This window comes from Gordonia terrae (assembly GCF_001698225.1).
Taxonomy (GTDB): Bacteria; Actinomycetota; Actinomycetes; order Mycobacteriales; family Mycobacteriaceae; genus Gordonia; species Gordonia terrae.
Map to the genome: position 1 here is coordinate 1,671,995 of NZ_CP016594.1, position 19,032 is coordinate 1,691,026.

At 67.2% G+C, this 19,032-nt stretch carries 22 protein-coding genes, 1 tRNA gene and 1 pseudogene; 14 read left to right on the plus strand and 10 right to left on the minus strand.

Annotation, left to right across the window (positions count from 1 at the left end):
- Positions 1 to 1,548, minus strand: a complete 1,548-nt coding sequence (locus BCM27_RS07580; protein ID WP_004020033.1) for an alanine/glycine:cation symporter family protein — start codon at positions 1,546 to 1,548, stop codon at positions 1 to 3.
- A gap of 231 nt (positions 1,549 to 1,779) precedes the next feature.
- Here BCM27_RS07580 and BCM27_RS25390 point away from each other — a divergent pair, with 231 nt between their 5' ends.
- The gene (locus BCM27_RS25390) at positions 1,780 to 2,112 is read left to right on the plus strand and encodes an FmdB family zinc ribbon protein (protein WP_174316843.1); all 333 of its coding nucleotides are present in this window, start codon (positions 1,780 to 1,782) and stop codon (positions 2,110 to 2,112) included.
- Between the two features lie 79 nt (positions 2,113 to 2,191).
- On the opposite strand, the gene BCM27_RS07585 is transcribed toward BCM27_RS25390, so the two are convergent.
- The gene (locus BCM27_RS07585) at positions 2,192 to 2,770 is read right to left on the minus strand and encodes a 5-formyltetrahydrofolate cyclo-ligase (RefSeq protein ID WP_004020031.1); all 579 of its coding nucleotides are present in this window, start codon (positions 2,768 to 2,770) and stop codon (positions 2,192 to 2,194) included.
- Between the two features lie 163 nt (positions 2,771 to 2,933).
- On the opposite strand from BCM27_RS07585, the gene BCM27_RS07590 reads away from it, so the two are divergent.
- The 4 genes from BCM27_RS07590 to BCM27_RS07605 all read left to right on the plus strand — a co-directional run bounded on the left by BCM27_RS07590 (position 2,934) and on the right by BCM27_RS07605 (position 6,377).
- Complete coding sequence (locus BCM27_RS07590) at positions 2,934 to 3,878, plus strand: UTP--glucose-1-phosphate uridylyltransferase (RefSeq protein WP_004020030.1); 945 nt, start codon at positions 2,934 to 2,936, stop codon at positions 3,876 to 3,878.
- A 157-nt stretch (positions 3,879 to 4,035) separates the two neighbouring features.
- Positions 4,036 to 5,340: a molybdotransferase-like divisome protein Glp gene (gene glp, locus BCM27_RS07595; RefSeq protein ID WP_004020029.1), complete on the plus strand. Its 1,305-nt coding sequence runs from the start codon at positions 4,036 to 4,038 to the stop codon at positions 5,338 to 5,340.
- Positions 5,341 to 5,418: 78 nt separating this feature from the next.
- Positions 5,419 to 6,075, plus strand: coding sequence for a GNAT family N-acetyltransferase (locus tag BCM27_RS07600; RefSeq protein WP_033203675.1), 657 nt, complete (start codon positions 5,419 to 5,421; stop codon positions 6,073 to 6,075).
- A gap of 62 nt (positions 6,076 to 6,137) precedes the next feature.
- Positions 6,138 to 6,377 carry a hypothetical protein gene (locus tag BCM27_RS07605; protein ID WP_004020027.1) on the plus strand — a complete coding sequence of 80 codons (240 nt, stop codon included), beginning with the start codon at positions 6,138 to 6,140 and terminating at the stop codon, positions 6,375 to 6,377.
- Between the two features lie 7 nt (positions 6,378 to 6,384).
- Here BCM27_RS07605 and BCM27_RS07610 read toward each other — a convergent pair whose 3' ends face one another.
- Positions 6,385 to 7,155 (minus strand): ankyrin repeat domain-containing protein, encoded by a 771-nt coding sequence (locus BCM27_RS07610; protein ID WP_141638819.1) that lies wholly within the window; start codon positions 7,153 to 7,155, stop codon positions 6,385 to 6,387.
- Positions 7,156 to 7,260: 105 nt separating this feature from the next.
- On the opposite strand from BCM27_RS07610, the gene BCM27_RS07615 reads away from it, so the two are divergent.
- Positions 7,261 to 7,929: an SIMPL domain-containing protein gene (locus BCM27_RS07615; protein WP_004020025.1), complete on the plus strand. Its 669-nt coding sequence runs from the start codon at positions 7,261 to 7,263 to the stop codon at positions 7,927 to 7,929.
- Positions 7,930 to 8,077: 148 nt separating this feature from the next.
- Complete coding sequence (sepX, locus tag BCM27_RS25935; protein WP_004020024.1) at positions 8,078 to 9,373, plus strand: divisome protein SepX/GlpR; 1,296 nt, start codon at positions 8,078 to 8,080, stop codon at positions 9,371 to 9,373.
- A 63-nt stretch (positions 9,374 to 9,436) separates the two neighbouring features.
- Here sepX and BCM27_RS07625 read toward each other — a convergent pair whose 3' ends face one another.
- Complete coding sequence (locus BCM27_RS07625; protein WP_033203674.1) at positions 9,437 to 10,180, minus strand: hypothetical protein; 744 nt, start codon at positions 10,178 to 10,180, stop codon at positions 9,437 to 9,439.
- Positions 10,181 to 10,266: 86 nt separating this feature from the next.
- Here BCM27_RS07625 and BCM27_RS07630 point away from each other — a divergent pair.
- Positions 10,267 to 10,342: transfer RNA gene (locus BCM27_RS07630), tRNA-Ala, on the plus strand.
- 122 nt (positions 10,343 to 10,464) lie between these two features.
- Here BCM27_RS07630 and BCM27_RS26055 read toward each other — a convergent pair.
- From BCM27_RS26055 to BCM27_RS26065, 4 genes and pseudogenes are all read right to left on the minus strand, one after another.
- Entirely contained in the window at positions 10,465 to 10,923 is a 459-nt protein-coding gene (locus tag BCM27_RS26055; protein WP_004020022.1) for a hypothetical protein, read from the minus strand.
- A gap of 204 nt (positions 10,924 to 11,127) precedes the next feature.
- Positions 11,128 to 11,334 (minus strand): annotated as a pseudogene (locus tag BCM27_RS26250) (DUF2510 domain-containing protein); the annotation flags it as partial.
- 314 nt (positions 11,335 to 11,648) lie between these two features.
- Positions 11,649 to 12,278 carry a hypothetical protein gene (locus BCM27_RS07640; protein ID WP_004020019.1) on the minus strand — a complete coding sequence of 210 codons (630 nt, stop codon included), beginning with the start codon at positions 12,276 to 12,278 and terminating at the stop codon, positions 11,649 to 11,651.
- 40 nt (positions 12,279 to 12,318) lie between these two features.
- Positions 12,319 to 12,801: a hypothetical protein gene (locus tag BCM27_RS26065; protein WP_239450676.1), complete on the minus strand. Its 483-nt coding sequence runs from the start codon at positions 12,799 to 12,801 to the stop codon at positions 12,319 to 12,321.
- 424 nt (positions 12,802 to 13,225) lie between these two features.
- Here BCM27_RS26065 and BCM27_RS07650 point away from each other — a divergent pair, with 424 nt between their 5' ends.
- From BCM27_RS07650 to BCM27_RS07670, 5 genes are all read left to right on the plus strand, one after another.
- On the plus strand, positions 13,226 to 13,642 hold the full coding sequence (locus BCM27_RS07650) for a protease inhibitor I42 family protein (RefSeq protein ID WP_033203672.1): 417 nt from the start codon (positions 13,226 to 13,228) through the stop codon (positions 13,640 to 13,642).
- A 283-nt stretch (positions 13,643 to 13,925) separates the two neighbouring features.
- Entirely contained in the window at positions 13,926 to 14,351 is a 426-nt protein-coding gene (locus BCM27_RS07655) for a DUF5994 family protein (protein WP_004020016.1), read from the plus strand.
- A gap of 73 nt (positions 14,352 to 14,424) precedes the next feature.
- Entirely contained in the window at positions 14,425 to 14,868 is a 444-nt protein-coding gene (locus BCM27_RS07660) for a hypothetical protein (RefSeq protein ID WP_004020015.1), read from the plus strand.
- A gap of 109 nt (positions 14,869 to 14,977) precedes the next feature.
- The gene (locus tag BCM27_RS07665) at positions 14,978 to 15,922 is read left to right on the plus strand and encodes an esterase/lipase family protein (RefSeq protein ID WP_033203671.1); all 945 of its coding nucleotides are present in this window, start codon (positions 14,978 to 14,980) and stop codon (positions 15,920 to 15,922) included.
- A 59-nt stretch (positions 15,923 to 15,981) separates the two neighbouring features.
- On the plus strand, positions 15,982 to 17,268 hold the full coding sequence (locus tag BCM27_RS07670; RefSeq protein ID WP_033203823.1) for a family 1 glycosylhydrolase: 1,287 nt from the start codon (positions 15,982 to 15,984) through the stop codon (positions 17,266 to 17,268).
- Positions 17,269 to 17,283: 15 nt separating this feature from the next.
- Here BCM27_RS07670 and BCM27_RS07675 read toward each other — a convergent pair whose 3' ends face one another.
- Both BCM27_RS07675 and BCM27_RS07680 read right to left on the minus strand, forming a co-directional pair.
- Positions 17,284 to 17,607 carry an AzlD domain-containing protein gene (locus BCM27_RS07675; protein WP_004020012.1) on the minus strand — a complete coding sequence of 108 codons (324 nt, stop codon included), beginning with the start codon at positions 17,605 to 17,607 and terminating at the stop codon, positions 17,284 to 17,286.
- Positions 17,604 to 18,386 carry an AzlC family ABC transporter permease gene (locus BCM27_RS07680; RefSeq protein ID WP_004020011.1) on the minus strand — a complete coding sequence of 261 codons (783 nt, stop codon included), beginning with the start codon at positions 18,384 to 18,386 and terminating at the stop codon, positions 17,604 to 17,606. Before BCM27_RS07680 ends, BCM27_RS07675 begins: the two co-directional genes overlap by 4 nt.
- A 57-nt stretch (positions 18,387 to 18,443) precedes the next feature.
- Between BCM27_RS07680 and BCM27_RS07685 the strand changes: the two genes are divergently transcribed.
- Positions 18,444 to 19,004 (plus strand): XRE family transcriptional regulator, encoded by a 561-nt coding sequence (locus BCM27_RS07685; RefSeq protein ID WP_004020010.1) that lies wholly within the window; start codon positions 18,444 to 18,446, stop codon positions 19,002 to 19,004.
- Positions 19,005 to 19,032: the final 28 nt, after the last annotated feature.

Sequence of the window (19,032 nt, forward strand, 5' to 3'; positions counted from 1 at the left end):
CTACTTCGACAGTGTCGCGGCTTCCCGGGTGTCGTCGGCCCGACCGTAGGACTCCCAGAACGTCGCTCCCACGATGCCCAGGGCGACCGGATCGAAGATCGGGTCCTTGCCTTCCTTCTTCTGCCTCTCGTAATCGCGCAGCGCCTTGAACGCCGGCTGCTGCAGGATCAAGATGCCGATGATGTTCAGCCACGCCATCAGGCCGACGCCGATGTCGCCCAGCGTCCACGCCTCGCTCGCCGTGGAGACGCAGCCGATGGCCACCGACACCAGGATCAGGGCCTGGAGCAGCATCGTCAGATTGGCGCCGAGCGTGCTGCGGAGCGGACCGATGTAGATCGTGGACGCCTTGCCCATCAGGAACCGCAGGTTGGTCTCGGCCATGTAGTAGTACGCGATGATCGTCGTGAGGCAGAAGAACGCGAGTGATACCGCGACGAAGGTCGATCCGGCGCCGCTCCACATGCTGTCGAAACCGATCTGGACGAAGGTGGGGCCCACATCGGTGCCGCCGGGAAGCAGGCCGCCGTCGGCGATCACCGTGCCGTCGGCGCTCTCACCTTCGAACACCCGGTAGGCGCCGGTCGAGATGATGAGGAAGCCGGTGGCCGAGCAGACGAACAACGTGTCGATGTACACGGCGAACGCCTGCACGAAGCCCTGCTTCGCCGGGTGCGAGACCTCGGCGGCCGCCGCGGCGTGCGGTCCGGTGCCCTGACCGGCCTCATTGGAGTAGATGCCGCGCTTGACGCCCCACATCACGGCGGCGCCGACGACCGAACCGAAGACGGAATCGATCCCGAAGGCGCTCGCGAAGATCAGGCGCAGAACGTCGGGGATCTGCGAGGCGTTGGTGAACACGACGACGAGAGCGAACAGGATGTACAGGACGGCCATGAACGGGACGACGATCGTCGCGAAGGTCGCGATGCGCTTGACCCCGCCGATGATGACGAACGCGAGCACGATGACCACGCCGACCGCGACCGCCCAGTCCGCGATCCCCCACGCCTGGTTCATCGCGAGCGCCATCGAGTTGGACTGCACACTCGGCAGCAGCAGTCCGCAGGCGAGAACGGTCACGGCGGCGAACACGAGACCGTAGACCTTGAAGAACGGTGCCGCCTTGGTGTGGGCGAGTGCCTTGCTGAAGTAGTAGGCCGGCCCGCCGCGGTATTCGTTGGTCAGTGGATCTCGGGTCTTGTAGATCTGCCCGAGCGTGCACTCGACGAACGACGTGGATGCCCCGAGGAAGGCCATCGCCCACATCCAGAACAGTGCGCCCGGTCCGCCGAACGCGATCGCCGTGGCCACACCGGCGATGTTGCCGGTACCCACACGGCCGGCCAGCGAGATCATCAGCGCTTGGAAGGACGAGACACCGTCGGGGGAGCTCTCGCCATGACGCATGACCCGGATCATCTCGGGCACGTGCCGGATCTGCAGGAATCGCGACCGGATGGAGAAATACACCCCCACGCCGAGACACAGGTACACCAGCGGATTGCTCCAGATGATGCTGTTGAGGTCGTTCAGGAAATCGGTCATGAGACTCCAGCGATGATGGGTGTTGCCGCGCGGGCAGCACGTCGCGGACATTGCGCGGTGAACGGATTACTTCGGCTTGGCAAACACTTTGCACGACGCCAGGCGGTGGTGCGCGACAAGCCGGGAATCGAACGACGGAAAATCAGCTCGAAGCCTCGCTTAGCACTCGGAATGACTGAGTGCCAAAGTCGGTTACACTGGTCAGCGTTTACTGACTTTTCGGAGGTTTCGGTGCCCACCTACTCGTATGCCTGCACGGAGTGCGACAACAAGTTCGACATCGTCCAGTCCTTCTCCGACGACTCGTTGACCGAGTGCCCGCAGTGTGCGGGTCGTCTGCGCAAGCTGTTCAACTCGGTCGGCATCGTGTTCAAGGGCAGCGGTTTCTACCGCACGGACTCGCGTCCGGGATCATCGTCGGACACCTCGACGTCGTCGTCCTCGTCAGAGAGCTCGTCGTCCTCGAGTTCCACGTCGTCGGACAGCTCGTCGAGCAGTTCGAAGTCGGACTCGTCCAGCTCGTCGTCGACGAAGAGCGAGACCAAGGCCGCGACGCCGGCCTGACCGGCGCCACGACGACATCATCGACGCAAACCCGGGCGGCTGTCACGACGACACCGCCCGGGTTTCGCTGTCCCGCCGATCAGGCGAGTCTGCCGAACCCGTCCTCGGGTGTGAGTGTCCAGCCGACCGGGACGTCGTGGTCGCCGGACGGAAGTGAGTCGACGACCTCGTCGTCGTAGACCACGCCGACGAGGTCGGCCGACAGCCCGTGCAGGGTGCGGTCGTAGTACCCCGCGCCCCGCCCCAGCCGCACCCCGCTCTTGTCGATGGCCAGCGCGGGCACCAGGATCACCGATGCCGCGCGGATCGCGGTCACCCCGACCCGGTCGGTCGTCGGCTCGAGAAGGCCCCAGCGGCCCGGCGCCAACGAGTCCGGCCCTGTGTAGGGAGCCCAGTCCAACGGTGCGGGACCGCCGTCGGGGACCACCGGGACGAGCACCGAGACGCCTCGGTCGACCAGCGCGTCGAGCATCGAATTCGAGCCGGGTTCGTTGCCCACCGGCACGTGGGCGGCAACCGTGACGTCGTACTCCAGACGGAACGGGCAGGCGTACATCCACTCGGCGAGGGCGGCGGCGGAACGGTCCCGTTCTGCCTCGGAGCGCCGGGAGCGTCGCTCTTCGATCTCTTGTCGCAGTTGCTGTTTCAGCGTTGGCAAGACCCGACCGTCCTTCGCGTCGTCTCGACACCGGTGGCGTGTGCGTCCCGGCGGTGACAGCCGGGACGCCCGCACTGTATCCGACCGTCGGAATGCGTGTGGTGAGGTCCCCGTGACCGCCGTCTGTCCGGCCGACCACTCACTCCTGTCCTAGGGTGGATTCATGAGTGCGACGGATAAAGCTGGTTTCAGTGAGTACGACGGTGTACCCAACACTCCGCCGATCCCGCGTACGGCGGTCGTCCCGGCAGCCGGGTTGGGCACGAGGTTCCTGCCGGCCACCAAGACGGTTCCCAAGGAATTGCTCCCCGTGGTCGACACCCCGGGCATCGAGCTGGTCGCCGAGGAGGCCAAGGCGGCCGGCGCCGATCGTCTGCTCATCGTCACCTCGCCCGGCAAGGACGGCGTGGTCGCCCACTTCGTCGAGGATCTCGTCCTGGAGAACACACTCGCCACGCGCGGCAAGGAGTCGATGCTGGCGAAGGTGCGCAAGGCGCCCAACCTGCTCGAGGTCGCCTCGGTCGTCCAGGAGAAGCCGCTCGGCCTGGGTCATGCGGTCGGGTGCGTGGAGAGCTACCTCGACGACGACGAGGACGCCGTCGCGGTCCTGCTGCCCGACGATCTGGTCCTGCCCGGCGGTGTCCTGGAGGTCATGGCCCGCACGCGGCAGCGCCGAGGTGGGTCGGTCCTGTGTGCCATCGAGGTCCCCGAAGAACGGATCAGCGCGTACGGCGTCTTCGACGTCGAGCCGCTGCCCGATGCCAACAACCCCAACGTGATGCGGCTCAAGGGCATGGTCGAGAAGCCCGAACCGCAGGACGCGCCGTCGAATCTCGCCGCCGCGGGCCGCTACATCCTGGACCGCAAGATCTTCGACGCGCTGCGGCGCATCGAGCCCGGGGCCGGCGGTGAGCTTCAACTCACCGACGCGATCGCGCTGCTCATCGAGGAGGGCGAGCCGGTTCACGTCGTCGTGCACCACGGCACCCGGCACGATCTCGGCAACCCCGGCGGTTACCTGAAGGCCGCCGTCGACTTCGCCCTCGACCGTGACGATTACGGCCCCGATCTGCGCGAGTGGCTGGAGAAGCGACTCGCCGACAGCTGAGTCGGCGCCGCGATCGACGGTTGCATCCGCGCGCCTCGCACGCCGAGGCGGGAGTGCTCGATAACGTCTCCGACGTGTTGTATCGAGTGCACGACGCGCCGCGGGCTGTCGTCTGCACGTTCCGGTGCCGACCGGTTGAGACGAGAAGAGCGGTGAGATGCGGTCTGTCGAAGATCATCTGACGCTGGTGACCGCGGCGGCGGTGGCGCCGCGACCGGTGCGCGTCGCGATCTCCGAGGCGCAGGGCCTGATGTGTGCCGAAGAGGTCGTCACCGAGCACCCGATGCCCGGATTCGATCAGGCGGCGATCGACGGCTACGCGGTACGGGCGGTCGACGTGGGGCTCGCCGGGGTACTCGCGCCCGAGGACCTCGAGGAATTCGACGCCAACGGCGCGGAGCTGGTCGATCTCGAACCCGGCGAGCCGATGATCGTGTCGCTGCCCGTGGTCGGGGAGGTCGGCCCGGGTGCTCGCACACCGACACGACTGCAACCACGTCAGGCGGTGCGCGTCGAGACCGGGGCCCCGATGCCGACGCTCGCCGACGCAGTGGTCCCGCTGCGCTGGACCGATGGGGGCGATCAGAAGGTCAAGATCGGGCACGGTGTGGAGAGCGGCAACTACGTCCGGCGGGTCGGCGACGACGTACAGCCGGGCGACGTGGCTGTCCGCGCGGGTTCGATCATCGGTCCGGCCCAGGTCGGTCTCCTCGCGGCGGTCGGCCAGGCGCGGGTGATGGTCCACCCCCGGCCGCGGTTGTCGGTCATCTCGGTGGGCAGCGAGCTCGTGGACATCGACCGCACACCCGGGCCCGGTCAGATCTACGACGTCAACAGCTACGCGCTGGCCGCCGCCGCCCGCGACGCCGGAGCCGATGTGAACCGCGTCGGCATCGCCGAGCGCGAGGCGTCGCGGATGCGCGAAGTCGTGGAGGCGCAGCTGATCCGCTCCGAGATCGTGGTGATCTGCGGTGCCGTCGGGGGCAGTGCGTCGACCGCCGTCGCCGACGCGCTCGCCGATCTCGGCGACCTCGAGATCGTGCGTGTGGCGATGCATCCCGGCTCGGTCCAGGGTTTCGGGCGCCTCGGTCGCGACGAGGTGCCGACGTTCCTGCTGCCCGCCAACCCGGTGAGCGCGCTGGTGACCTTCGAGGTGATGGTCCGTCCGCTCATCCGGATCGCGCTCGGGAAGCGGCAGCCGATGCGGCGGATCATCAAGGCCCGCACCATCGGACCGATCGCGTCGGTCCGCGGCCGCAAGGGCTACCTGCGCGGGCAGTTGATGCGCGACGAACGTTCCGGTGACTACCTGGTGCAGGTACTCGGGGCGTCGCCGACCGGGTCCTCGCACCTGCTCGCCGAACTGGCCGAGGCGAACTGCCTGATCATGGTCGACCCCGATGTCGAGGAGATGGGCACGGGCGACGAGGTCGAGGTGGCCTTCCTCGCGCAACGCGGGTGACGTCGGACGTCGTGTCCGTCCGACGCGAGATCCAGGTCTCACGCCGTCGGCACTGTGACAGCGCATAAACTTCTCCTCGTGTTCAGGTGGTTGAGCGGCAATCAGGGAAGCCCGGGCTGGCCGGCAACTCTCGGGCCGCTGCGCACCCGGACCGGCACGGTCACCCTGCGGCCGGTGAAGATGCGCGACGCCAAGACCTGGAGTGAGTTGCGGATCCGCAACCAGAACGCCCTGTTGCCCTGGGAACCGACCGGCGTGGGGAGCTGGGCCGAACGCCATCAGCCGGGGTCGTGGCCGCCCCTGTTCGCGGTGTTGAAGTCCGAGGCGAAGCGAGGGGCGTTGCTCCCGTTCGTCATCGAACTCGACGGCCGCTACGTCGGACAGCTGACTGTGGGAAACATCCAGCGTGGAGCCGTCCGGACCGCGTGGATCGGCTACTGGGTGGATTCGGCCGTCGCAGGCAACGGCATCGCGACCGCCGCCGTGGCGCTCGGGGTCGACCACTGCTTCGGTGCCGTCGGCCTGCACCGGCTCGACGCGACGGTGCAGCCGCTCAACGAGGCGTCGCAGAAGGTGTTGACCAACATCGGATTCCGGCAAGAGGGTCTGCTGCTGCGCTACATGGACGTCAACAAGCGCTGGCGTGACCACATGCTGTTCGCGCTCACGGCCGAAGAGGTGGTCGGCAGCGCGGCCGAGGCACTGGTCCGGGCGGGCAGGGCGACGTTCCAGTGAGTCGGGGCGCGGCGTCCCGACCGACATGCACTTGGGAGATCAGTGCGTTTCGGGATCCGAGTATGTACTACTGGGTTTCGGGGCCGACCCAGCCCGACGACCTCGACGACCTGACCGAGATCGGCGGCACGCAGGCCGAGATCTTCTATGAGTCAGTGGGACTGGCGCGATACATCGTGCGCCTGGACCGCCACACGTTCGACGTGGCGTATTCGGCCGACACCTCGCCGGACACCCCGAGCGCGCCCGATGGGGCGGGGCTCGTGATCTCGGCGCTGCTCGACAAGTACGGCTACCGTTAGCCGCCGGTCAGCGTCCGGTTTCGACGGGGAAGTCCCGCGCGCGCATCTCCGATTCGATGGCCCCTCGAGTACGCAGATAGGAACTCGTCCGGATCGAGTCGTCGGCGGTGTACAGCGAGGGCAGGAACGTCGAACCGCGCTGATCCCGGTGCGCGCCATCGGCGCCCGCACGCAGCAAGACGAGGCAGTGATCGATGTTGAGCACATCAGCCGCGGTGAACAGCGGCGTCCGGCCGGCGAGTGGTTGCACCGAGTCGAGGTCGGCGCCGCGGTCGATCAACAGACGCAAGGCGTCCCCGCGACGATGGCGGACCGCGGTGTGGACGACGTTGCCGCCGATCCGGTCGGACGCCTCGACCAGCCCCTCGTCGAACCCGATGATGGTGCGGAAGGCGTCGAAACGGTCGAGCAGCACGCTGTAGGCGACGGCGTTGTATCGGCCGGCGCCCGGCAGGTGTGGATCGGCGCCCGCGCGGAGCAGGGCACCCACAGCCGTCGGCGGCCCGAATTCCACCGCCCACTGCAGGGGTGTGATGTCCACGCGGCGGGGGTCGATGTCCGGGTCGCCGCCGAGTTCGTCGAGGTCGGCGCCGACGGCGATCAGGGATTCGATCTGCGGCTGGTCGTCTCGCCGGGCGGCGTCGAGCAGTCGAACGGTGGGTGCGGTGAAGTAGTCGGCCGCGTCCACGCGCGTCGAGACGACATCGGCGATCCATCCGCATCCCGCGACCATGCACGCCGACATCGCTGCGGCGAACAACCCCACGAGTCTCCTCATCCGCACCACGTCCTCCGCACCAGGCTGTTCCCTCCACGACCTTCGCCCCGAATGTCCGATTTCGACGATAGTCCGGATCGGCTCGTCGACACATAGGCTCTCGGAATGACCGAGCACATCGACGAACTGGAGATCGTGGTCCGCGGCAACGCTCGCGGGCGGTACCGGCCCGAGCGCGGAATCATCCACCTCGTGGTGCGGGTGGAGGGTGCGGACAAGCCGGCGGTGTACACGCGCGCGGTCGAGGTCCACGCCGAGCTGAGTCACGCGCTGACGGACCAGGAGTCGGCCGGGGTGGTGACCCGATGGTCGGCCGACTCGGTGCGGGTGTACTCCTATCGCCCGTACTCGGAGACCGGGGAGCGGCGAGAACTGGTGTACAACACCCGTATTCGCATTGAAGCCGAGTTCGTCGACTTCGAGCGGCTGTCGGAGTTCATCGACCAGTGGGCGTCGGTCGACGCCATCGAGATCGGGGACGTCGACTGGGATCTGCGCGAGGAGGCCCGGCGCGAACACGAACGAGAGTTGCGTCGCGCCGCGGTCGACGACGCGATTCTCAAGGCGCAGGCCTATTCCGATGCGGTGGGTCGGGGACCGGTGACACCTGTGCTGTTGTCCGATCCGGACATGGCCGTGCGCGTGCCGGCGTCACCGCGACGGGCCATGCCGATGGCGGTCGCCGCCGGTCCACCGTCCTCGCCGTCGCTGGAACTGCGGACCGACGACATCGAGATCGCCGTGGCGGTGGACGCGCGATTCCGGGCGCAGTGACCCTCTCGGCAAACGGTGTTGCTGAGAGGCGCGTGTGAAACCCGTGCCGATTCGCTTGTGACACGGCGCGTCTACCCGGGGCCGACGTCTCGTCGCCCTAGATTGTGGAGTGGCTTCGTGTGACCAGAGTGAATGAAGGGAGAGTCGCATGCCCAACTCCGTACTGTGGGTCTGTCTCGTCGCGGTCTGGCTCTTCGTGCTGGTCCCGATGGTCATCAAGGGACGTCCGCAGATCCTGAAGTCGACCGACGCGGCGCGCAAGACGCGTCTGCTGCACCGTGGTGGGTCGCGCGCCACGACCGCTTCGGGCAACCGCCGCCGGTCGTCGGCCCGTCACCCGCACGACCCGTCCTGGAAGTCCTCGCGCCGCAGCACAACCACGACGCTCGAGAAGGACGCCGACGTGGAGGCCGCGGACGATGCCGAAGTCGATGAGACCAAGCCCTCGACCCGGATGCGCCGTTCCGGCAACGCCAAGGTCGAGAAGCCGGTGGCCGAATCCGCGGACGACGACACCCAGGTGGCCGAGACCGTACTCGACGAGACCGAGGACGGGCTGGTGGACGGCGACGAGACCGCGGAGACCGGCGACGACATCGAGGCCGAGGCCGGCGTCGAACACGTTGACACCACCGAGGACGAGGCGGACGCCACGTCCGAGGCCGCCGAACACGACGACGACTTCGAGGACGTCGACAGCGAGTACGAAGACGCCGAAGACGAACTCGACGACGACACCGACCACGACGACGCCGACTACGACGACGCCGACTACGACGACGCCGACTACGACGACGCCGAATACGACGACGCCGAATACGAGGACGTCGCAGACGAACTCGACGAAGACGAGTACGACGACTACGCCCGTGGGTCGCGGCACACCGACGCGCCGTCCGCGGTCGACGAGGACGAGACCGCCGAGACGGACGACGCCGAGGTCGACGAGGTCGAGGACAGCCGCCCCGCGGCGCGCTCGTCGAGCAGTCGACGGTCCGGACGCAGCATCTACTCCTCGGACAAGGAACGCGAACTCAAGTACCGGGAGCGTCAGCGCGTCACTCTGGGGCTGTTCGTACTCGTACTGCTGGCGATCGTGGCCGGGTTCGTCGTCGGGATGCCCGGCTGGGTCGCCACCGGCGTGCTCGGTCTGCTCCTGGTCGGTTACCTCGCGTACCTGCGTCGTGCGGTGAAGACCGAGCAGCAGATCCGGGCGCAACGTCTCGCGCGTGCCAAGCGGTCGGCGCGCGCCGAGGAGGAGCGTCGTCGACGCGCCGCAGCGGTTCCGGAGTTCGCCGCCGCACCGCCGCCTCCGCGACTTCGGCGACCCGGCGGCGCAACGGTTCTCGAGATCGACGACGAGGATCCCGTGTTCGATCACATCCCGCCGTTCCAGCGGCGTCGCATGGACCGCGAGGACCTGCAGTACCGCCGCGTCGGCTGACCCGGCATCGCAGTTCAGCAGTAGGTCTCGCTCGGCGACACCTACTGCTGAACTGCTTGTGGGTTACTTGGTCAGTGCCGGCCTGCCATGCGAATCCAGCCACGCCTGACCGGCTTTCGCGGCCTTCGACAGCGCGAACCGTTCGCCGAGGTAGGTCGCCGGGGCGCCGATGACGGGGATGTAGGCCAGCATGCGGAACAGCGCCATCGGCTGCGGACGCTTCTCGAATTCGTCGTCGACGGCGCGCAGCAGCTTCGCCGCATCCCAGATTGCGGCGAACAGCGACTTCTCGCGTTCCTTCGGTTCCGACGGCAGGGACTCGCCCGACTCGGCGGTGACATCCGGGTTCGTGAGATCGCGCTTGCACAGCACCGACGCGAGCAGCTGCACCTGCCGCTTGCGATCGGTGACCTCGTACTCGCGGGCGATCGCCACCAGCACCATGGCCTGGTTGGCGAAACCGAGGTACGGGGTGATCGGCAACCGTTTCGCCCACACCCCGAAGACGCCAGGAAACGCCACGGCGCCGGTGTTCAGGGTGCCGATGCGGGTCACCCACCAGCTCGCCCGCTTGTGCATCGACCGCTCGGACCAGCCCTTCGTGCCGGGCCACTCCGCAACGTCGAGCAGCTTCGACGCCGCGTGCTGAGCCTGCTGCAGGCGCGAGTCGGAATGGTCGTCATCGTGGAAGGTGTGGCCCTTCAGCCCGAGCGGGTCCCGCTCGGCGAGGGCATCGAGGACGGGGTTGATCACCCCCACGACATTGTCGAGAATTCCGGCCAACTGCTGATCAGACATCCGAGGCACTCGTCCAGCCTAGTGGTGTACCAGCCGTTTGGGAGTCGACGACCCCGGGCTGATAAAGTGGCTCGCGGTTGGTCGCAAGACCTCCCGGGGCTATGGCGCAGTTGGTAGCGCGACTCGTTCGCATCGAGTAGGTCTGGGGTTCGATTCCCCATAGCTCCACCAATAACAGCAGTTCAGACGGCCTCACCCGCGTCCCGGGTGGGGCCGTTTTTCTTGTCGCCACAGGTGTAGACCACTTTTCGGGTAATCGTCTGGCCGTCGGCTTTCGTCGTCCCAAGGGGGTGCTACCCGGCGTTGCCGTAGACCTCGACGATGTTGGCCTCCACCTTCGGCGCTGTGACAGAACCACCCATGGTCGTGTCGTAGGTCTCCGACCCGGTGACACCCACCCACAACGTCACGAGATCGTCCTCGACCACCTCCTTGAAGGACGCCAGGCCGGTCGTCACGATCGTGTTGATGTCGAAATCGTAGAGATCGACTTGCTGTCCGTCGGTGTTCACCCTGATTTGGAACGTGCCCGTCGCCGCATCGGCCTGGACGACTCGTCCGTAGATCACATACAACTCGCCCTTGTGCGCGTCCGGGTTCTTCGCGACGAGCTGCCAGTCACGAGAGGTGACATTGCGGTACGACGCCTTGTTCGTGAGCCGCCGGAATTCCCTGTCGCGCTGTTCGCGTGCGGCCACCGCCGATCGAGATGCGGCAGCAGCAGCGGATGGATCGGGCGCGAAGACGGTCACAGACCCGGACTCATCCGCGGTCACAGTCGAGCTGCTGCGTGCGCTACTCGAGCTCGAGTCGCCGCCGGATGACCCGATGACGGCAGTGCAGGAACCCACGACGAGAAGGAACGCGAAGAGCGATCCACCGATGATCAGGAGCGGCTTGGCTGCGCCCGATTTCTTGCGCTGGGGATACGGCGGGAAGGGCCCCGACGGTGGTGGAGTCGGCTGGCGATTGGCTGTCCATTGGTACCCGTCCCACCACCGGATCATCGTGGGGTCTTCGGGATCGCGATGCCAACCAGGAGTGGATGGCCAAGGGGGTGGCGGCTGTGACATTCGCGGATCATATCGGGCGTATCCGGCAATCCGCTGTCGTCTGTGCGAGCGTATCGAGCCGCCGCATCCGCGGCGCGTGCTGGCCCACATCAACGGCAGTCTGCAATCAAGAACGTGTTGCCTCAGGCAACTACGCGGCGTGAATCCCCATAGAATCTCATCAGCTTCCGGTGGGTTCCGATGCGGCTCTCCGACGCAGGTCAGGCGCTGCTCAGCCCGGTGCCAGCTGGGTTCGATTCCCCATAGCTCCACCGAAAACAGCAGTTCAGACGGCCTCACCCGCGTCCCGGGTGGGGCCGCTTCTCGTTGTCCAACGGGAACCTGTGCGAGGCGATCGAGCAGGCGCCGCGCGTCCCCCCTGAGTCCCCGGCTCAGAGTCGGGTCCGCAACCCCCAGCCTCGTCGTCAGTTGCCGGGGCTCGTGACCTCTCCCGGTTCGCGATCGCGTTCCTGACGCGCCGCTCCGACCGCATGCTTGGTGTATTTGCCGGCCAGAACGAGCAGCGCGATGGGCACCATCCAGTTCAGCAGTAGGTCGACAGGGCGGGAACCGTCCGACGGTGCGGACGCCGGCTCGACAAGTCCGGCCACCACATGGCCGACGCCCATGAACAGGACGGCCAGTCCCCAGACAGCACTGACCTTCCGGTTGGTCGCCCGGAACAACGGGCTCGACCATCGCTCTTCGGGTACCGAGTCCTTGGCGTATTGCTCGGTGAAGGGGACGGTGGCCGCGGAGATCAACATGAGTACGGCGAGAAGCAGGGTGGAGCCGCCGCGGGCGAAGTTTGTCAGCCAGTCTCCGAGTGAGTCGCCACCGATGAAGCCGGCGACGGCGATGGCGCCGAAGGTCACCACACCTGCCACGTCGAGGAATTTGATTCCACCCCGCCCACGGCTGGTCCATGCCATGACCGCGGCGAGTGCCGCCGCACAGAGTGCGGCGATGGCGACCGAGTCGTCGCCGTGCCGGTGGCTGAGCAGCGAGAACAAGAACCAAGGTGCCAAACCGAGAACAAAGCCGATCGGATTCATGCGATCACCGAAAGTGTCTGGAGTCGAGTCGATGTCATGATCATCCCAGCACGTACGTCGCCTGGGAGTGCGCGCCGAAGCGGTCGATGCGCGCGAAGTTGATCTCACCGTCGGAGGCGCCGGTGTTGCCGAGGGTGGTGAAACCGAGCGCCCAGCTGAGTTCGGACCGGTAGCGCCAGTGCGCCCACCGGTAGCTGTTGGAGTACGTCACCGACGCCGACATGTGCGCCGGGTTCGCTGACCAGGCACGCACGACCTCGACGCCGCCACGCGGAAGGACCGGGGCGGGAGGGTCGATCCACTGTGTGATCGACGAACTTCCTCCCCAGGTGTCGGTGGACGGCCATCCGCTCAGCGACAGGTCCCAGCCCGTCTTGTTGATCATGATCAGGGTCACGGTCGATCCGCCTGGAGGCGTCGGCCGTGCCTGAGCGTGCGGCGACGTGCCGATGCTCAGGCCGAGCGCGAACAGCAGTGCTGACACGAGTGCGATCAGACGGTTGGCGGATCGTGTTGTGTGCATGACGGGGTCCTCACTGATTGTTTCCATGGGGTGATCTGCTCGACGGGCACACTTTCCGAAATGCTGCTCGGTGTGGCAGGTCGACTCGCTGAGATGCGACGATAGCACTTTGAATGTAGTCCAACTACATCAAAATAGAGACGGGATGCTTCTCCGCGTCCGGCGGGCGATGGGGTCGTCCACCGCCCGGTGAAGGTGGCGGGATGGCCCGCGATCACCACCAGGAAACGGCGGGCCCACCGTGGGGGTGGACATGCTGGTGGTCGCAACGATCGAGATGTCGTGAATTGCAACGGCTTCCGGTCGCGGGCAGCATTGCAGATGCCGCCCTCGGTAGGGGGCGTTCGGTGCGGGCAAGGAGGTTGCGGTGAGTTGGTGCCGTGTAGCAGGTGGTCCCTGGTCAACGGCGCCCGCTCTTGCGATCGTGATCGCCGGCGCTCTGGTGGGCTGCGCCGGCACCACAACCGGCAGTGGCACGCCCGTCGGGTCGTCGACCCGTGGCCTGTCGGTGCCCTCGACAGTCGGGGAGGTTCATCTGGACGTCGGCGACACGTTGGCCGTCGAGTTCGGCACCGTGAACTACAGCGTCGGCGATCAGTGGAGGGTGGCCGATGATCCTGATCCCGAGGTGCTCACACCGTTGCTCGCCGACGGGTCGGGCGGCGAACAGGAGCCGGCCCCGCCCGGGAGTGCAATCGAGCTGACCATGCGGTTCGTCGCAGTGGCGCCCGGCTCGACATCGATCGCTTTCGAGTATTCCTATCGGGGTGGAGCGGGCACCCCACCCGATTCCGGCCCGCGGCGCCGAACCGTGACGGTGACAGTGGCAGGGCAGTCCTAGCGCGCGGCCTCTCGGTCGGGCACGTGCCGGCGGCGACGCAGATCGTGCGCGGGGTCAGCGATCCGCGGTGACCCGTGTACCTGGGAGTCACGCGGATGCGGCGGCGCGATGAGAACCGGGCGTACACTGCGACCAACTGGATCGAACATCCGACAGACCACTGTCGGCGTCACCGGTGTCAGATGACCGCCCACGGGTGGTCGAGTCAGGTGGCAACGGTGAAGGTCGCTACTCGTCCCGTGGGAGTCAGCCCACGGGTCTCCCCGAACAACCGGCTCGACGGATGAAGCCGCTGCTCGGCCCGCCCCGCGTCCGGTTCGGCCTCGATCCCGCCGCCGCGATCAACGGGGCCTGGTATCCGTACACCTTGCGTCTCGCCGAGGAACTGCCGGGGATGCTGGCGGCCGCTCGACCGCAAATCGGCGAGGTCACCGGAATCGACGTGAACTGGAGCAGCTTTCGCCGTCTTCCCGGTCTCGACTCACCGGACTCGCCGGAGATGCCGCCGCTGATGACCCTCACGTGCGGGGGTAAGACGGTGATGCTCTTGGTCATCCCACCCAGGACTGCGTCGTCGCTGGCGGCCATCCTGCTGCGCCAGGCGAGCGACACCGCCGCCCCCGGCGGTCAGTGCCATTCCCTGGAATACCGACGCGCCGAACGGATATTGGTGCGTGCGGGTGGCCATGGGGCTCGGGCCGCCCGCTGAACTGCGTCGAGCAGCGACGCCTGGGCGCGAGGACTTCCGCACCGCTGCCCTGTGGCCGGTGTAGATTTCGCGCATGACCGCCGCGATGCTGACGTTCGCCGGAACGCTGCTCGTCGCGATGATCGGCGCGGTCATCGCGCGGCTCGACGCCAATGACCGGCACCAGAAGCTGTCGCAGAAGGTCGACATCCTCGCGAAGCTGCCGCACGACTCGGCGGCACATGCGCGCATGAGCGGAATCGTCCTCGACGCCATCGACGAACTCGCGGAGTATGAACACCGGCGGCGGAGCGCGGTCTTCCAGCGTCGGGCACTCACCATGGCGTTGCTGGCCTGGCTCGTGGTGGTCGGCCTGCGCATCGCGGCCGAGCAATTCGACGTCGGGCACTACGAGCAGATCATGCACTACGTCGCGGTCACGCTTCTCGTGCTGGGATTCGTGCTCGTTTTCGCCTCGGTGGTGGCCACCATCCGCGACATCCGGCACCGTCACGACGAGGAACCCGCGTCAAACTGACGACGTTCCGCTCCCGGAAGCCGAGGTCTGTCGCGCTGGGATCCGCCATTTCACAGTGGGTCCTGTGAAACCCACATCGTGCCCTGAGACGGTTTGTTAGTTTCCGTCCATGAGATCGCCGAAGATCGTGTGGGGCCTGGTCGTCGCCGTGATCGGGGTGCTGGTGGTGACCGTGGCACCGGCGCGCGCCGACCCGCTGCCCGTCACCTACAACTTTTTGGCCGGGATACCGAACGAGCTCGCGAAACCCGGAGGCTCGCTTCCGGGGTCGAACGACTGGACCTGCAAACCGTCTGCACGTCATCCCAACCCGGTCATCCTCGTGCACGGGACGGGTGGATCGCAGCAGACCAACTGGGGCACCTACGTCCCGCTGCTGAAGAACGAGGGCTACTGCGTATTCGCGCCGACCTACGGCGCGGTGAAGGGAACCCCATGGCCGATCAGCGCGATCGGCGGCATGGGTGAGATGTCCGCCAGCGCTGCCCAGTTCGGCGCATTCGTGGACAAGGTCCGCCGGACGACCGGCGCGTCCAAGGTCGACATCGTGGGCCACTCCCAGGGGACGGTGGTGCCCGCGTACTACGCCAAGTACCTGGGCGGACGGGACGCGATCGGCAACTATGTGTCGCTGGCTCCGGCGTGGCGGGGCTCTGGGGTCGGTGGGAACGACGTCATCATGCCGATCGCCCGGTCTCTCGGATTGCAGCCCGAGCAGGTGCCGTTCTGTCAGGCCTGTGCCCAGCTCGATCCCGGAGCGGCGGTACTGCGCAAGATCGCCGCCGGGGGCTACTACCTGCCGTCGATCCGGTACACCAACATCGCCACCCGCTACGACGAGCTCGTGGTGCCGTACACGCTGGGATTGCCGCCGGGCGGATCGAACGTACGCAACATCGTTGTGCAGGACGGGTGTTCGGTCGACTACACCGAGCATGCCGGGATCGCCGGTTCGCGTCGCGCGGCGTTCTTCGTGCTCAACGCGCTGGATCCGGCGAATCCACGACCGGTTCCGTGCGATCGCGCCGCACCCATCACCGGGAGTCCGTTCTGAACGTGAGCAGGCGACGTCTCGGTGGTGGCCGTCGGCGCGTGCGCGCCGGCGTCGTGGCCATGTCGTGCGCCGCGATGCTGCTCGCGATCTGCGGTCTCGGCGGTGTCGGAACCGCCTCGGCGTCCGTTCCGCCGCTCGGCCCCGCCTTCGAATTCGGCGTCGCCCAGTCCGGTTTCCAGTCCGAGGGGTACAACCGTGACTCCAACTGGGTCCGTTACGGAAACCAGGGCCGGGTCGCCCACCGTGTCGGCAACGCCGTCGACTTCTACCATCGCTACGCCGAGGACATTGCCCGCGCGAAGAGTCTGGGCGTCGGCATCTATCGGACTTCGGTCGAGTGGTCGCGAGTGCAACCGTCACGCGGCCGGGATGATCCGGCGGGGTGGGCGTTCTACGACCGGGTGATCCGCGCGGTCGTCGACGCCGGGATGCGACCCATGATCACCCTCAACCACTGGGTGCACCCGGGCTGGGCGGTCGACCTCGGCGGTTGGAACCGTCCGCAGATGTCCGCCGACCTCGTGCGTTTCGCCGAGCGGGTGGTCGACCGGTACTCCTGGGCCGACCCGCTGTGGATCACCTTCAACGAACCCACCGAATACGTTCGGCGCGAACTGATGTACGGGGGAGTGGCACCGCAGAACGTGGGGCTCATGGCCGACGGGATCGTCGCCGCGCACCGGTCGATCCACCGATACATCCACCGCGTGCAGCCGGGCGCCCAGGTGTCGTCGAACATGGCGTACTACCCGATCGCCGGCCTGCAGACATGGCTGGAATCGGTCTTCCCGCAGCGCATGCGCGACACACTGGACTTCGTCGGCATCGACCACTATTACTCCTTCTCGGTCACCGATGCCTCGGTGGCCAACGGCGCGACGGGTGAGTTCTGGAAGAGCTCGCAGGCACCGGAGAGCATCTACTACGTGCTACGTCATGTCGCGCACCAGTTCCCGGGCAAGCAGATCCGGGTGATCGAGAACGGACTGGCCACCGACCCGCAAGGCCGGCGGCCCGACGGTTACCGCCGGGCCGATCACCTTCGCGACACCGTCTACTGGTTGCAGCGCGCCCGACAGGACGGCATCGACGTGGCGTCCTACAACTACTGGAGTCTCACCGACAACTACGAATGGGGCGACTTCGATTCGCGCTTCGGCCTGTACACCGTCGATGCGGAGCGTGACCCGACTCTGACCCGTCACCCGACCGATGCAGTCGCCGCCTACCGTGAGATCACTCGCGACAACGGCGTTCGCCCGGGGTACCGCCCGACGCGGATGCCGGTGACGTGTTCGCTCGTGGCGGTGCCGGACAGTTGCGCGAATCCGGCTGTCGTGCGGTGACTTTCTCGCCGTCACTCACGCGAGGCCGAGGGCCCGCAGGCCGGCGGCGGTGGCCGCGGCGAGGATGACCACGACCGCGAGGGGCGCCCTCAACAGCGCCGCGATCACCCCGACCGTGACGCCGATTGGACGCGCCCAGCCGGCGAAGTCGTGGTCGATGAAGAACGCGCCGGTCAGCGCGACGGCGACGAGCAGGACCACGGTCGCTCGATCCATCAGCCTCTCGACCCCGTCCGAGACCGAGATGCGGTTTCGCAGAACGGGTCCGGCGGCGCGCATCGCATAGGTGCCGACCGCGAGGACAGTGATGCCGATGGCGAGGGAGATGCCGGTGCTCATCGACATCCCGGAACGCCGTTGTGCTGGAGCGCCTCTCGCGACGATGCGGTCTCGTTCACGGTGTCCGTCCTCGTGCCGGGTAGGGCCGGTGCGCTCGGTGGGGTCCGCCGAAGCCGGCGGAGTGACTCCACGGCGGCGAAGCCCACAAGCGCTCCCATGATGGGCAACCCGGCCGGTAGGAACGGCGTCGAGGCCACGGCCACCGCCGCGCCGACGGTCACGGCCGCCCAGGTGGCGCCGTCGCGCAGGGCCGGGATGGCCAGCGCGGCGAGCAGAGCGGGGAAGGCGGCGTCGAGCCCGAGGCTCGCGGGATCGGCGACCACACCGCCGAGCGTGGCACCCAGTGCTGCGCCGACGGGCCACGAGACCAGAACGCCGAGTCCGCACAACAGGAAAGCGGCCCGTGCCCGACGCGGGTCGGATTCCGCGGTCGCCAACGCGGCCGTCTCGTCGTTGATGAGGTGGGCGCCGACGACGAGCTCCGGGGTGCCGCGCAGGTGCTTGCCGACGGCTAGGCCGTACCCGAAATTGCGGGTGTTGACCAGCAGGCCCGCCAGTGCGGCGAGGATCGGCGCCCCGCCGGCGGCCAGGATGCCGACGAAGACGAACTCCGACGATCCGGCGAGGACGACCGTGGCGATCAAAACGATCTGCCAGAGGGCGAGACCCGCGCCGTGCGCGGCCACCCCGTACGACGTCCCGATGACCAGGACGGACAGGGACATCACCACGACGGCGCGCAGGGTCGCCGTGTCGAGTGTTCTCCAAGCCGAACGCATGACTATCATAGTGAACAGGAGAAGCGTGTTCGTCAAGATGGACGATCGGACGGTTTGATGAACGAGACGCGGGTGAACCCCAAGGAGCTGGTCGCGGCGTCGTTGAAGAGGGAACGCACACGAGCGGGTCTGTCGCTGACCGAGCTCGCGCGTCGTGCCGGGATCGGGAAGTCGACGTTGTCCCAGCTCGAATCGGGGGAGGGGAACCCCAGTGTCGAGACGCTGTGGGCGCTCTCCACGGCGCTTGGTGTGCAGTTTTCGGCGTTGCTGGACTCACCCACACCGACCGTCGAGGTCATCCGGTTCGGCGAGGGGCCGGTGATCCCCGCCGCGGACGCGGACTACTCGGCAACCCTGTTGTCCACCGCGGCGCCGGGGTCGCGGCGCGACATGTATGTCATCAGAGCCGAACCCGGCAAGCCGAGAATCTCGGCGCCGCATGCGCGCGGGATCATCGAGCATGTCGTGATCAGTTGCGGCCGTGCGCGTCTCGGTCCCACTGATGCCACCGAGGTGCTGTTGGCCGGTGACTACATTTCGTATCCCGGCGATGTCGAGCACGTCTTCGACGCGCTCGAGCCGGGCACCGTCGCGGTGATGCTCAGCGAGGCGTTCTGAGACGGTGGCACAGGTTCTGGCGAAACGC

Excerpts from the sequence above, each read along its gene's own strand:
- BCM27_RS07580 (WP_004020033.1), bottom strand. The coding sequence starts at position 1,548 with ATGACCGATTTCCTGAACGACCTCAACAGCATCATCTGGAGCAATCCG.
- BCM27_RS07590 (WP_004020030.1), top strand. The coding sequence starts at position 2,934 with ATGAGTGCGACGGATAAAGCTGGTTTCAGTGAGTACGACGGTGTACCC.
- glp (WP_004020029.1), top strand. The coding sequence starts at position 4,036 with ATGCGGTCTGTCGAAGATCATCTGACGCTGGTGACCGCGGCGGCGGTG.
- BCM27_RS07605 (WP_004020027.1), top strand. The coding sequence starts at position 6,138 with ATGTACTACTGGGTTTCGGGGCCGACCCAGCCCGACGACCTCGACGAC.
- BCM27_RS07610 (WP_141638819.1), bottom strand. The coding sequence starts at position 7,155 with ATGAGGAGACTCGTGGGGTTGTTCGCCGCAGCGATGTCGGCGTGCATG.
- BCM27_RS07615 (WP_004020025.1), top strand. The coding sequence starts at position 7,261 with ATGACCGAGCACATCGACGAACTGGAGATCGTGGTCCGCGGCAACGCT.
- sepX (WP_004020024.1), top strand. The coding sequence starts at position 8,078 with ATGCCCAACTCCGTACTGTGGGTCTGTCTCGTCGCGGTCTGGCTCTTC.
- BCM27_RS07640 (WP_004020019.1), bottom strand. The coding sequence starts at position 12,278 with ATGAATCCGATCGGCTTTGTTCTCGGTTTGGCACCTTGGTTCTTGTTC.
- BCM27_RS26065 (WP_239450676.1), bottom strand. The coding sequence starts at position 12,801 with ATGCACACAACACGATCCGCCAACCGTCTGATCGCACTCGTGTCAGCA.
- BCM27_RS07655 (WP_004020016.1), top strand. The coding sequence starts at position 13,926 with ATGAAGCCGCTGCTCGGCCCGCCCCGCGTCCGGTTCGGCCTCGATCCC.
- BCM27_RS07660 (WP_004020015.1), top strand. The coding sequence starts at position 14,425 with ATGACCGCCGCGATGCTGACGTTCGCCGGAACGCTGCTCGTCGCGATG.
- BCM27_RS07665 (WP_033203671.1), top strand. The coding sequence starts at position 14,978 with ATGAGATCGCCGAAGATCGTGTGGGGCCTGGTCGTCGCCGTGATCGGG.
- BCM27_RS07670 (WP_033203823.1), top strand. The coding sequence starts at position 15,982 with ATGTCGTGCGCCGCGATGCTGCTCGCGATCTGCGGTCTCGGCGGTGTC.
- BCM27_RS07675 (WP_004020012.1), bottom strand. The coding sequence starts at position 17,607 with ATGAGCACCGGCATCTCCCTCGCCATCGGCATCACTGTCCTCGCGGTC.
- BCM27_RS07680 (WP_004020011.1), bottom strand. The coding sequence starts at position 18,386 with ATGCGTTCGGCTTGGAGAACACTCGACACGGCGACCCTGCGCGCCGTC.
- BCM27_RS07685 (WP_004020010.1), top strand. The coding sequence starts at position 18,444 with ATGAACGAGACGCGGGTGAACCCCAAGGAGCTGGTCGCGGCGTCGTTG.